This window comes from Promicromonospora vindobonensis (assembly GCF_042685865.1).
Lineage (GTDB): Bacteria > Actinomycetota > Actinomycetes > Actinomycetales > Cellulomonadaceae > Promicromonospora > Promicromonospora vindobonensis.
The window spans coordinates 25811-37973 of record NZ_JBHUOG010000001.1 but is presented as its reverse complement, the minus strand read 5'-3'; the positions used below and the strand labels follow the sequence as shown (position 1 = coordinate 37973).

Sequence of the window (12163 nt, the reverse complement as noted above, 5' to 3'; positions counted from 1 at the left end):
TCAGTCGAAACTATGACGCAGCAGCTTCTCGCCTTCGCTCTGCAGCTCGATCGATGCACCTCTGCTGCGCCTCAGGCGGCATCGATACCCAGATTGCCGCGAGCTTCTCCCAGAAGTTCTTCCAGCACTCGGCCTCCGTCGGTCGTTCAGGCTCGACCGAGTCGCCCGCGCGAGCCTCGAGCTCGCCTTGGTGCTGTCTGGACATGGAACCCACCTGATGGCGTATCGACTGATGGTTGCTGCGATTCCAGTAGTCTATCGCATAGATCTATCAATGGCAGCAACGATAGGCGGTGGATGATCTATTGATCCCTCTATCGGTTGGCCGATCTGTCCAGGAGGGGCTCTAGGGTCTGGTTCTTCAGGTGCTACGACGTGTGGCTTCGGGCGCCAGGGAGGCTTGAGGAGCCGACTTTCGCGCCGACTGTGCTCGGTGTCGATCGTCAAACGGATCGGCCATGCGCCGCACGTTCGGAGCGAGTTGGAAAGAACAAGGGCTTCGGGGCTGTCGGCGCCGCTCGACTCGAGAGCACGGCCGCCATCGCGCGCTGCGTGGTGTGAACTGGCGATAGTCCTCGAGGCGGACGTTGATCTCCTAGGCCATCCGGGCCCTCGAAGCGTCCAAAGCCCACGTCTCGACGAGCGAACAGGTACCCGCCGGCGTCCTGTCATCGCTGTGCTGAATCCGCAACTGGACACGCTTCCAGTGCGGTATCCGCAACTCCTTCGAGGGAGATCTTCGTGCTCCTCTACGATCCCCTCATGCTGCCGTTCGCCCCCACCTCTCTCGCCGTCTCCGACGCCATCACCCACTACCGCCAACTGCGCGAGCTCACCCGCGACGAGCTGGCCTACGTGCTTGAGATGTCCGGCCACGCAATCTCTGCTGGCCGCATCGCCGAGATGGAGGACCGAGAACGTCCCGTCGCCGTCGACGACCTCGTAGCGATCTCGTACGCACTTGGGACGACACCGGCGGTCCTGCTGACGCACATCCCCATCGACATGCCCGATCCAGAGGGACCGCTGGCTACGGGACTGCCTGGTGACGTCCGGCAAGCGGAGGCCCGCGCGTGGATCGAGGGAAGGACCATGCTCGATCGCGAGTCACGGATGCGGTGGTGGCGGAACCAAGTCGGACGCCTCCGGGTGCTGTCAGCGCACCACGAGGAGCAACTGCAAGGCGCATACGCCGAGATCCGCGACCTCGGGGAACTGGCGATCCAGGAAGAGGACGCCCCGCAGGTCCAGGTGCTCCACGTGCTCATTCGTGACGGTGAGCACGCACTCAACCAGTCAGAGATCGCGCTGGCCTTGGCGGAGATGCAGCTCGACACGCTGTGGGTATACTCGGTCTGAACTCTCGTGGGTAGAGGTATGCCGCTAGGGCTGGGCCACCTTGCCGAATTTCCCGCCGTGATCGGATCGATGTGGGTGTCGACGGCGGCCTTCTGTGTCACTTGAGTGTCTCCGGAGAGCCATTGACGGGCTCTGCAGGAGTTTCGTGCGGCACGCCTCACGGGCCCAAACCTATGGCGAGTCACCGATGTGGCCTGCTCGGTCCTCTCTGGGACACCTGCGGGCCACGAAGAAGCGCCCTTTCGCGATTGCTATCACGATGCCAGATCCCCGCTGCCGCTCTACTGGCGACCGCAGGCCTGACCGAGAGTGGCGCCGCTGCTGGCCGGTGCCGCCGATTCGTCCGTGGGTGTGGCTCCTGCCGGAGGATGCTCCTGGTCTGCCGGACTGGCCGCGTTCTGTCGGGTGTTGTGTTCGCGCTGGGCGGTTCGGTCTCGTCGAGTTTTTGTGCGTGTGTGGCGAGTCGCCTTGTTGAGGGCCGTGGTGGCGTCCTCGATGCGGGCGGTGAAGTAGGCGAGCCCCTTGAACGGGCCCGTACTGATCAGTCCGAGGGCGATCAGTAGATACAGCAGGATGAACGACCCGCTGCCCAGTAGTACGCCCCAGGGGTTGACCAGGTGGAAGTTCTTGTCGTAGGCGATATCGAAGACAGTCGACGCCCACCACATCCCGAAGAAGATGCCGACGCCGACGACGAGCGCTCCGGTAGGCCGGTCTCCGTTGTGCAAGTAAAGGGATGCCAGGGCTGCCAGGATCGCAGTGCAGACCGCGCACACCAACGTCAGCGCGAGTCCCGTGCCGACGGCTGCAAGCCCGGCTGGGAACGTCGCCGCCAGGAAGCACATGACGTGAAAGCTCAGGATGATCGCCAGCACGATGACACCTCGTGTCCAATCGAGGCTCCTGGCGTACTTGCGACGGCCGCTCACGCCAAGGGCGAAGTCGGCCGTGACTTTCAGGTGGCTCTTGCTGGCGAAGTTCGAGAAGGCGCCGAGCTTGACGATCTCGACAGTCAGCATGGCGGAAAGGATCAGGCAGAACAGGACCTGTTGTGCCCCGCCCGGTTCACCGTCGATCATCGCATCGATCGCAAGGATGAGCGTCAGGACCGTGGTGAGCATCGCAATACCCCTGATCATCGCCAGCGCGTTGTCCAAGTACAGGAGCCGCACGTGGTCGTCCAGGTTGGGCACGGACGCCTGCTCGACCCGGTTGGCGACCGTCTCGCCCTGGGAGGCGATCAGGACCAGCGAGACCGGCAGCGCGATCGCGACCGCGGTGGCGATCCCGAGGGAAACCCAGTGATCGGTCGCCATGGTGAGGATGCCCCACCCGTACGCGACAGCTTCTGGCAGTGTCCTTGAGGGCAGCACGACGTCGGATCTCACCGCCGCGATCGTGTCGTAGGCGATGCCGGCATAGAGGGCAAGGAAGGGGACCGCGACCAGGAACACGCTCGCCAGGCTGAGGTACTGCCGCCACGGAAGGCGACGGCGCAGCTGGGCGCTTTGGTGGGTCGCGCACAGGTACACGTTCTCCCGCAGGTCTGTCCGGACGAGATCACCTGGATCAGTGCAGAGCTCGCAGATCCCTTGGCGGGCCGCCGGCGCGTCGTCGAGTGCATGCGGATCGGTCGGCGTGGGCACGGGTGACTCCTGGATCAATGGGTGTCATGGGACGAGGTGGCTTGGATGATTCCACCCTCACCGGTCGAGTGATTTCGCGACGGACCGTTGCCCGCGTCGCCCGACTGAGCTATGGGCTGGGCAGCGTATGTGCATCCCTGAATTCCCCTGGTCGGGCAATGAGGGATGGGTTCCCGGGCCCGACCACGTGGGAAGCCTCAGCGTCTCCGGCGCAAGAGCCGATCCAGGAGTGTGCCCAGACCCTGTCGCTCGGTACGGATGCCCTGCGCTGTCCTGGCCGCCGTCGCGGGTTCCGTACCCCGTCCGTCGTCCGGGGCGGGCGCTGGAGTTGCCTCCTGGGGCTGTACCGGCTCCTCGACCTGCCGAGACTCCGCCAACGCGGGCGGCTCTTCCTGCGCGGGTGGCGGTGGAGGCGGGGGTGGCGGTGGGGGAGCGGTCTCCTGGACGGGCGTGGAAGCCGGGGCCTGTACGGCGGTCGTCCGGGTGCGGCCATCAGGCGCGCGATGGGGGCGGCGCTTGCCCTTGCCATCCATGCTCACCGGCGCGGTAGTCGGGGTGTGGTCGTCTCCGATCACGAGGATCAGCCCGGCCTCGCCCAAGACGCGCAGGTACTTCTCGAACGCGGTCCAGTGGGACTTGCTCAGACGGCGGGATGTGCCGTCGTCGCCGGTGGCTTCTAAGGCTCCCAGTGCCTTCCCCCAGGAGACCCATTCGCCCTGCCTGGCCGTCGCGATGCGCTGGTAGACGCGAGTCTTCCAGTGCACGCACGACTGGCCCAGCGCGTCAGCGATCGCTTCCTCCTGCGGGCTGGTCGCCGTCAGCACGGTCAGGGCCTTGTTGCGGTGTTCGCCGATGAGCCACGCGTCGAGCCACACCTTCTCGGCGGATGCATCCCAGGTGCTGGTGCGTTCGCGGTGCTGCCTCTCGGCTGCTGCGCGCTGGGCGGCTTCGCGACGTGCTGCGATCTCGGCGCGCCGGCGTTCCTCCTCACGGCGGGCTTGTTGGGCCAGTTCCAGCTGTCGACGCGCGGCCAGGCGGCGGTCCTCGGCGATCTGTATGCGCTCGCCTGCTGGTGTGAGGATGCCGGTGCGGTCGTCGATGTGGCACAGGTCCAGCGGCGCGATCGACCACAGGCCGGTCTCCTTGTCCTGGCCGCGAAGCGGGTGAGGGTCCTTTTCTGATCCGGACCAGGCAGTGAGGATCGTGCCGTCCTGCGGGTTGATCCACAGCAAGGTGTTCCCATCGGCGGCGATCTTCCGGGCGAGCTCGTTCAGCTTGATGCGGCCCTTATCGACGGTGAATTGCTCTCCAGAGTGACCCAGGAGCCACACGCGTACCGCGTACTGTCGGGCGTGGTCTTGGTCGCGGGCGAGGTAGTGGGCGATTGTCATGCTGGCGTACTGCACCTCGACGGCGATCTTCTTGCCGGTGGGGGTGTTGATCGTGACGTCGGGCCGCCGGGTCCGGTCGCGTGAGGTCGCCTCGACCTGCACCGTCGCACCTGCCTGCTCACCAGCCCAGCGGGCCACCAGCCGCTTGCCCATCTGATGCAGGTGTGACTCGTTGCCGTGCGGGTTGGCGGTACCAGAATCATGCTGAAATCCAGGGCGCCGGGTCGTCCGAAAGTGAGCCTGCAGCGGGGCGTGACAATCCTCGATCACACACACCAAGTGATCCTGGGTGTACTGCCGGAATGCCTTCTTGGCTACCTCGTCCGTCAGCCCGACGGGAAACTTCACCGGCCTGAAGCCGTGATGCTTGTCGGCTGCGAGCACCATCTGCTCGGTGCTCTGCTGGAACCGTCTGAGTACCGCCGCGTCCGCCTCGTCCATGACGGCGAGTATCGCGGCAGCCACTGACATCCACCGGCGCTGATATCCATTGCCCGACCAGCCGGGCACGGCACGCCCGCACCCAGTACAAGCACGCCGTACCACCACGACCTCTCACCTCGCGCCATGACGAGCGCCGCCGATGGTTCTCGGCCAGGCTAGGCGCCGTGAACACGACCAGCCAGACGACTCCCACCTCCATCCCGGCCGAGATCCCGGACCATCTCGCCCTCGAAGCAGGCCGCGCCGTTCTCGCCTATGTGAGCGACGCCGTCGATCACTACCGCCAGCAGGACCGGCTCCACATGGAGCGGATAGCGGCGGTGGAAGCCGAGGGGTACACCGTCGTCGACCACGACGGTGGCGGGCACGGCGACTGCCCCGGGAAGGACGCTTGTCCGGTGATGAACACCATCACGGACCACCGCACAGGCGAGGTCCTGGCGCGGCACCACGACGACTTCGAAGGCTTCGCCGAGCTGCTCGCGGCCAACAACTGGGTCTCTTACGACAACGCCATCGACTCCGATGAGGACAGCCCGATTCCCGATGATCTGCCCAGTGCCGAGGCGCTCCGCGCCCTGCCCTTCATCCAGGACATCGGCGAGTTCGTCATCATGACCGACACCGACGAGCAGATGTCCGCCACCGAGGAGTGGTTCCGCCGGGCTTGACGGCACGGGGCGGCCATAGAACTGCTGGGCCCCGCCAACCGTCGCCAAGCACCCGCCGGTCGCTTTCGCTCGGTCTGCGCAACGCTGGCGGCAGACCCGACGGGAGTCTGGCGGTGGCAACCCGTAATCGAGGTTGGGAGTGATGGCGCCGCAGTTATGAGATTCTCGTCAGCCCCACCTGTGTCATGCAATACTGCATGACAGTGATGGGCGAGGTGCCCACTGAAGGAGGGAAGTGATGGCCGAGGCGTCGAGGGCGACCGTGATCGCTCGCAGGGTCGCGAGGTCGGCGGGCGCGGACTGCTACCGGAACGACAACGACGGTGTGCTGGTCATCACCCGTGCCGACGGAGAGCAGATGGGCGTCATCGACGAGGATGACGGGGAGGGCTGGACTGCGACGGAGCGCAAAGACAGGTCCTGGGAGGCGCTCGACGGCGACGACCGGACTGCGGCGGACCTGGTGGAGCGGTGCGTGCGCGAGTGGGTGGCACGGGCAGACGTGGCCGGTCGTGCCCTGACCGCAACTGTGTCCGGCCGCGACGCGTGGGGCAAGGAGCGCCAGGTCACCGTGGCGTGGATCCCCGAGGACGTCACCGCCGGGGTCAACGACGTGACTGGATGGCCCCGGGTCGTGGTAGGCACCGACCCCGAGCAGCCGCCGATCGGTATCGGACGCTCGCGCGCCACCGGGGAGACGAACATCGTGTCCCACCCCCAGCAGCTCGCCGGGCAGCGTGCCTACGTGCACGAGTGGTCGCACGCCCAGGACGAGGCCGACCGGGGCCCGGGAACGTACTGGATCATCGCCGACAGCGACGCCCTCGATCCCGACGGCGATGCGGAGCACCACGCCGATGTCTGAGCGGGCGGCTGGTCGGCGATGACTGAGAGCGCGCCCGCGCACGGTGAGGAGCCGGCCGGCCGGCCGGCAGGGCCTGGTGTGGCCGGGCAGATCGTGCAGGACCTGGACGCGTATGTCCTGTGGCCGCTGGTACCCCTGCTCGGGATCGACGCGCACGACCTGATGCTGGACCGGGCCGAGGCCCGCTCCAGGCTCCTGGCCGCCGAGCTCACCGGTGCCGACACCCGCGTGCGAGCCCAGGCCGTCATCGACCTCATGAACGCACTGTGGGGACGGGGTGACCCGCCTGACCCATGGTGGACCACATCCCTGGGCCGAGCGTGCGCTGCAGCCCTGGCCCCGCAGGTCGACGGAGCCGTCACCCACCAGCAAGCTGCCGACATGCTGGGCATCACGCGGGGCTCCATCGCTCAGATGGTCGCCCGCGGAACGTTGCTCCGCCACCAGGATGGTGGTGTGGACAAGGCGGCCGTCTTACGGCGCCTGGCCCGCCCCACAGAACCGGTTGCCACCGCCAGCACTCGCCGGCCCGGCTGATCGACAACGAGCAGGCGGCGACGGTGCGCCTGGCCGAGATCACCCGCACGGTCACCGCTGACCACCTGCTCGTCGGGAACCACGGTCGCCGACCGGATCGGCGAGCTCGCTCGTGGGCTGTCTGTGTACAGCGGGAGCGAGGCTGTCGACGGCTTCCTGCACGCGGCTCGTGAGCATCTGCCCGCGCCTGCGCAGCCGATAGAGTCGTGAGGATGACGTGGGTCGAACCGCACCAGTGGTACGCGCAACTCGCCGCGTTCCATGCCGCGGCCGCGCTGTTCATCACCGACGACGCGGGCCGGGTACTGCTGGTCAAGCCGAACTACCGCGACCACTGGTCCCTGCCCGGCGGGTATGTCGATCTGCACGAAGCTCCTCACCAGGCAGCCGAGCGCGAGCTGCGCGAAGAGCTCCACCTGGACGTGACCGCGGGCGTCCTGCTGGTCGTCGACTGGGCTTCACCGGCCGGGCCGCGGCCTCGGTCGTTGGTCAACTTCCTCTTCGACGGCGGCGACCTTGCCTCGCCATACCGGCTGCAGGCCGACCCGGAGGAGCTCGACGCGGCCGAGTTCCACACTCCGGCCCAGTGCGCGCGCCTGCTCCCGCCACGGGTCGCGCCGCGGGTGGAGGCCGCGCTCGACGCCCGCGCCCGCAAGACCACGAACTACCTGTTCGACGGTGTACGGCCCGGGACGGGTCACCCAGTCCCCGGCGCCGGGACCACGGCCCTCGGCCCTCGCTGATGCACCCCCGCGCGCTCGTCGAGTAGAGCGTGGGCGAGGTCCGTACCAGGGAGCTCGTAGGACGAGAGTCGTCGTGATCGGGGCCGATTACGACGGGCCTTCTCGCGGTCCGGCTTTGCGGGCGGTCGGTGGTCAGCCTCGCGGTGGCTGGTCTGCCGCCCGGCGTTTCCAGGACAGCTCACGGATGTGGATGAACGCGCGGATGCATTCCACGCAACCGTCCATGTGGGCTTCGAACCGACGCTGCCGGCGGGGTTGGAGGCGGCGATTGAGGTAGTCGTGCATCGCGGCGCGGGTGGAGCGGCATTCGGAGGCGTCGACGTCGTGAGCGCCGGTGGCGCCCGACGCAACGGTGGCCGGTGTCAGGGCGGACCGGGAGTCGAGTGCCTTGCCGGCGCTGGTGGAGCTCTCGGTGCTCACTCGGCGGCAACGTCGTCGGACCGCAGCTCACTCGTGGTCGACACGCGAAACCTGCCTCCTGTGGCTGGTGGTGGTGCGTTCCCGGTTGGCCCGATGTGTGTACTGCGCCCGCGGCGCTGCGATAGGTGGCGCAGTTGCGCGGAGCGGCGCGCGAGGTCGGGTGTCGCGTACCGGGTATTCCCGGTGATCGCGATGATCACCGTCAGCTCCTCAGATCGGGCGCGATGACGAACACCGGGCACTAGTCGGCGATGCCCGCAGGCCTGTGGCGGCCCGCGTGACCGGGGCGGTAAGCACGCGTAGGCGCGCGTGGATCTGTTCCCCCAGGTGGCCACCGCTCTCGGGGAACGGCGTCTGCCCGGATGCCTCGGCCGAGATGAGGCCAACGGCCTCCCACACCAGCCGGTGGATCTCCCCGGGCCGTGCGGGCAAGGTGGCGCGCAGCGGCTCGAGCACGTCGACCAGCACGCCGGGCACTGTGCGGCGCCCGGGGCGGGCCGCGTGGCATACCGCCGCGCTGAGCAGGAGCCCCGCGGCGAGCGTCCAGGGCCGGTCGTGCGACTCGGAGGTCCGCAGGAGCTCCACGCTCACCACCGTTAGGACGACCACGCCAGCGGTCAGCAGACGTTCACGGGTGAGGTTGCGCCGACGGGCTCGTTCGTCAGGTCCGGGATCGAGGACGATCGTGGTGCCTGTGGTCACAGCCAGGCGGATCCCCGCTGCTGGTGCGTGCAGCGTGTGCCGGCGCGTCATTGCGCCTCCTGGTCCGTGGGTGCGGTGACCGAGACCAGCACGGGCTGCTGTGCGGACAGGTCCGAGACCCACCCGGCCCAGGTCCGCCAGGCCACGGCCGGATCGGACGGTGCCGCAGGGAGGTCGAGCAGGACGGCCAGCGCCCAGGCATCCTGGGTTGAGCCCACGGTGAGCATGATCTCGGTGACCGTGACGACGTCGGGCACGAAGATGCGTGCCGTGTTCTTGGCGTTGACGTCGAGAACGTTGACGCCACACCAGTGGGCGATCACAGCCTTCTCCCACCCGTAGCCCTGCCCGGCCGTACCTGATGAGGTCCTGGACGTGGTGCGGGTCGCTGTGGTGGTCGTGGGGTTCATCGGGGGCCGCGGACGGGGTGGATGGGTCCGGTCGGGTGGGCCGGGGCAGCGGCGACGAGGTGCTGGTAGGCGATCTGCCACGCCCGGCACGGCCACGCCCGGTGCCACCACGCCCACCGAGGTGCCCACCTGGTGGTGCAGCGGTGACCGTGATCGCTGGTGTCGGGGGTGTCGGCCAGGATCGCGCGCAGTGCGTGGATCGTCCGTTCCAGCTCGGTGGGTGCCATGACGGCCACTGAAGCGGTGTCGGCTTGCTGGAGCAGGTGCTCCACGTCGTTGAGGTAGTCGCGCACGATCTGGTCTGTCGCGATCTGTTCGGTCGTGCTGTGCATCGCGGGCCTCCGGCTGGGGTGGGTCGGGGTGTGGTGGGTCGGTGTGCGGGCTCTGTTCGCGTCCTGTCGGTCGGGGTGCGTGAGCACCGGGTGGTGGTGGTCAGTGGCGCCAGGCGACGAGGGCGGATACCAGGAGGGCTGCGACGGCCAGCAGGTAGCCGACCAGCAGCAGGAGCTCGGTCATCGAAGATCCTCACTGTCTGTGTTGTCCGGAGGGTTTGCGGTCGTGGTCAGTCGTCGACGTCAGTCGTTGAGGCGGACGTGGTAGGAGTCGCCGTCGCGCCAGATGACGGCGTCGAGCTCGTGGGTGGTGCGCGATGCTTCTGCTCGCCATTCGTCCATCAGGTCCAGGAACCGGGCCCAGGTCGGCGACTCCTGCGGGTGGGTCACGAGGTGGGTGGGGGTGATCATCACGGCCTCCGGCGGGCCGTCAGACCTGGCTGCCAGACCGAAGTTGCTGGGGGCACGGTCGCCTATCCCGACGCCCTCCCCGCGCTCGGTGACTGCGGTGAACAATCCCCGAGGCTGACGTGCCAGCAGCCAGTGCTTGAAGTCGAGGAACTCGCCGGGCGGGCCGGGCCAGGGCCCTGCGGTACCGGCGCGCAGGAGTGTGAGGAAGGCGGTCGTGGTCTGGTGGTCGTCGCTGGCTGAGGCCAGGTAGTACCCGGGCTGGTCTGTCGCGGTCACGACCGTGACGTGGGACGGGACGACGGGCGACTGCATGAACGGGTACCGGCCGGCGTGCACGGTGACGTGCAGGTCATCGGCCGGGGTCTTGACGATGTGTGCGACGGCATACGCACCGGGCAGGTCGGAGACGCTGCACCCGGTGACCAGGACCCCGCCGGGGGCGAGCTGGTCGATCCACGCGGCAGGTATCGCCGCCGGGGTGCCGGCGACCACGATCCGGTCATACGGTGCGCGACCGGGGTGTCCGGCGAGCCCGTTGCCCGTCGCGGCGATCGCACGGTGCCCGTGAGCGGCGAACAGGTCACCGGCGCGGCTGGTCAGCGCCTCGTCGGGGTCGATGGTCAGGACGTGACCGCCGGGGCCGACGATGTGAGCCATCAGCGCGGCCGGGTAGCCGGACCCGGTCCCGACCTGCAGGACCCGCATGCGGGGCCGCAGGTCCAAGGATCTGAGGTCTTGCCAGGTGCTGCTGCGGGAGATGACGGGCTTGACGGCCTCTCCGTCGGGTCCGAGGTAGATCTCGTGGGGGACGGCCCGGGCGGCGTCCGCGACGGCGTCGGTGCCGACGATGGTGCTCCGCGTGCTGATCATCGTGCAGTGCTCCAGAACTGGTACCAGTGGGGTGGGGGTTTAGGCGTGGACGGTGGCGGGCCGGGAAGCGTCGGTGTCCAGGAGCGCGCGCAGGGCGTCCGCGGCGCCGTGGCGCCCGACCGGGCCCGTGACGTGCTTCGCGAGGGCCTTGACGGCGGTCGGGGCGTTGCCCATGGCGATGGGGTAGGCGGCCCACTGCAGCATCGCGACGTCGGTCCAGCTGTCACCGATCGCCACGGTGCGCTCGGGCGGGACGTCGAGGTGCTCCCGGAGTGTTTCCAGGGCGGACGCCGTGGACGGTCCGCGCGGCGTGAGGTCGACCCAGCCCAGGCCCGCGGCGCTCGGCGTGAGGCCGAGCTGGCGCAGCGGCTCGACCAGGGCGCCGATGCCCGGCGCGCACAGGACCATGCGGGTCGCTGGTGTTGCCCACAGCTCGCCCAGGTCGGCCACGACGTGCTGTTGTCCGTCAAGGTGGCCGGGGTCGAACGGCTGGTTGACGCGCCACCCCCACCCTGCCAGCTCGACGGCGATCTTCACGCGGGGTATGCGGGTGCGGGCCAGGTGGACGACGGGGTCGACGTCGAAGGTGCGCGCCGCGTGCACGCGAAACCCGCCAGGCACCGACGGTGACGCGTACGCGGTGATGGCTCCGTTCGACCCGACGATCCAGACCCCGCTGATGGCAAGGCTGTGCGCGACGGGCAGCACCCCGATGAGCGGGTGTGAGGTCGTCAGGGCGACGTGGTGCCCGGCCTTGCGGACGGCGGCCACGGCCCGGGCGGTGACCTCGGGGACGGTGGTGCCGGTCTCCAGGAGGGTGCCGTCGACGTCCAGCGTGATCAGGCGCGCAGCCGGGCGGCTCACGGCCGGACTCCAAGGGGCTGACGGAGCGCGCCGCGGACCTGGAACTCGAAGCCGTCGCGAGTCCCGCACCAGAGGGTGTAGCCGGGGGGCACCATGCGGTGGTCCAGCGGCGAGTCCAGGTCGAGCGCCTGGGCGATGCTCTCGCCGTCGGCCAGGCGGGTCGGCTGGATCGTGACCTGCCCGCTGCCGGTGGCCGTCAGCAGTTCGATGCGGCCCGCGCCGATCTCCACGAGGGCTGCTCTCGCTGTATCGAGGGCGAGCAAGATCGAGGAGGTGTCCCCGGGCATGGGATCGGGTGCTGCGGCGTGGTCGGAAGGTGAGTAGGACGTGCCCATCGCAGGTCTCCTGGGGTCTGGTCGAGGTTTGGGGACCCGACCGGTGACGGTTTCTCCGGCGCGTCACCGGTCGGACGATTGCGGAGCGAGGTATCGAACGAGGTACGGCTGCGCGGCGGCATCGGCGCGAGACGACAGCCCTGTCCAGAGCGGGTGCCACCGA

At 68.5% G+C, this 12163-nt stretch carries 14 protein-coding genes; 5 read left to right on the top strand and 9 right to left on the bottom strand.

Going from position 1 to position 12163, the window contains the following annotated elements; genetic code table 11:
• Positions 1-741: 741 nt before the first annotated feature.
• The gene (locus ACFS27_RS00215; protein ID WP_377179152.1) at positions 742-1359 is read left to right on the top strand and encodes a hypothetical protein; all 618 of its coding nucleotides are present in this window, start codon (positions 742-744) and stop codon (positions 1357-1359) included.
• Between the two features lie 281 nt (positions 1360-1640).
• Here ACFS27_RS00215 and ACFS27_RS00210 read toward each other — a convergent pair whose 3' ends face one another.
• Together ACFS27_RS00210 and ACFS27_RS00205 are read right to left on the bottom strand one after the other, a co-directional pair.
• Complete coding sequence (locus ACFS27_RS00210; protein ID WP_377179150.1) at positions 1641-3005, bottom strand: hypothetical protein; 1365 nt, start codon at positions 3003-3005, stop codon at positions 1641-1643.
• 197 nt (positions 3006-3202) lie between these two features.
• Positions 3203-4837 (bottom strand): competence protein CoiA family protein, encoded by a 1635-nt coding sequence (locus tag ACFS27_RS00205; RefSeq protein ID WP_377179148.1) that lies wholly within the window; start codon positions 4835-4837, stop codon positions 3203-3205.
• A 167-nt stretch (positions 4838-5004) separates the two neighbouring features.
• Between ACFS27_RS00205 and ACFS27_RS00200 the strand changes: the two genes are divergently transcribed.
• The 4 genes from ACFS27_RS00200 (at position 5005) to ACFS27_RS00185 (ending at position 7656) form a co-directional block, all read left to right on the top strand.
• Positions 5005-5511: a hypothetical protein gene (locus ACFS27_RS00200; RefSeq protein WP_377179146.1), complete on the top strand. Its 507-nt coding sequence runs from the start codon at positions 5005-5007 to the stop codon at positions 5509-5511.
• Between the two features lie 238 nt (positions 5512-5749).
• A complete protein-coding gene (locus ACFS27_RS00195) occupies positions 5750-6376 on the top strand; it encodes a hypothetical protein (protein WP_377179144.1) in 627 nt (208 codons plus the stop codon).
• Positions 6377-6394: 18 nt separating this feature from the next.
• A complete protein-coding gene (locus tag ACFS27_RS00190; RefSeq protein WP_377179142.1) occupies positions 6395-6913 on the top strand; it encodes a hypothetical protein in 519 nt (172 codons plus the stop codon).
• Between the two features lie 212 nt (positions 6914-7125).
• Positions 7126-7656: an NUDIX domain-containing protein gene (locus tag ACFS27_RS00185; protein ID WP_377179140.1), complete on the top strand. Its 531-nt coding sequence runs from the start codon at positions 7126-7128 to the stop codon at positions 7654-7656.
• Between the two features lie 132 nt (positions 7657-7788).
• Here ACFS27_RS00185 and ACFS27_RS00180 read toward each other — a convergent pair whose 3' ends face one another.
• From ACFS27_RS00180 to ACFS27_RS00150, 7 genes are all read right to left on the bottom strand, one after another.
• Entirely contained in the window at positions 7789-8076 is a 288-nt protein-coding gene (locus ACFS27_RS00180) for a zf-HC2 domain-containing protein (protein WP_377179138.1), read from the bottom strand.
• A gap of 210 nt (positions 8077-8286) precedes the next feature.
• Positions 8287-8829, bottom strand: coding sequence for a hypothetical protein (locus tag ACFS27_RS00175; RefSeq protein ID WP_377179136.1), 543 nt, complete (start codon positions 8827-8829; stop codon positions 8287-8289).
• Positions 8826-9188 carry a hypothetical protein gene (locus ACFS27_RS00170; RefSeq protein WP_377179134.1) on the bottom strand — a complete coding sequence of 121 codons (363 nt, stop codon included), beginning with the start codon at positions 9186-9188 and terminating at the stop codon, positions 8826-8828. The genes ACFS27_RS00175 and ACFS27_RS00170 overlap by 4 nt, the downstream gene beginning before the upstream one ends.
• Positions 9185-9520 (bottom strand): hypothetical protein, encoded by a 336-nt coding sequence (locus tag ACFS27_RS00165; protein ID WP_377179132.1) that lies wholly within the window; start codon positions 9518-9520, stop codon positions 9185-9187. Before ACFS27_RS00165 ends, ACFS27_RS00170 begins: the two co-directional genes overlap by 4 nt.
• A 243-nt stretch (positions 9521-9763) precedes the next feature.
• Positions 9764-10801 carry a protein-L-isoaspartate O-methyltransferase family protein gene (locus ACFS27_RS00160; protein WP_377179130.1) on the bottom strand — a complete coding sequence of 346 codons (1038 nt, stop codon included), beginning with the start codon at positions 10799-10801 and terminating at the stop codon, positions 9764-9766.
• A gap of 39 nt (positions 10802-10840) precedes the next feature.
• Complete coding sequence (locus ACFS27_RS00155) at positions 10841-11665, bottom strand: HAD family hydrolase (protein WP_377179128.1); 825 nt, start codon at positions 11663-11665, stop codon at positions 10841-10843.
• A complete protein-coding gene (locus ACFS27_RS00150) occupies positions 11662-12000 on the bottom strand; it encodes a hypothetical protein (RefSeq protein ID WP_377179126.1) in 339 nt (112 codons plus the stop codon). Before ACFS27_RS00150 ends, ACFS27_RS00155 begins: the two co-directional genes overlap by 4 nt.
• Positions 12001-12163 lie beyond the last annotated feature (163 nt).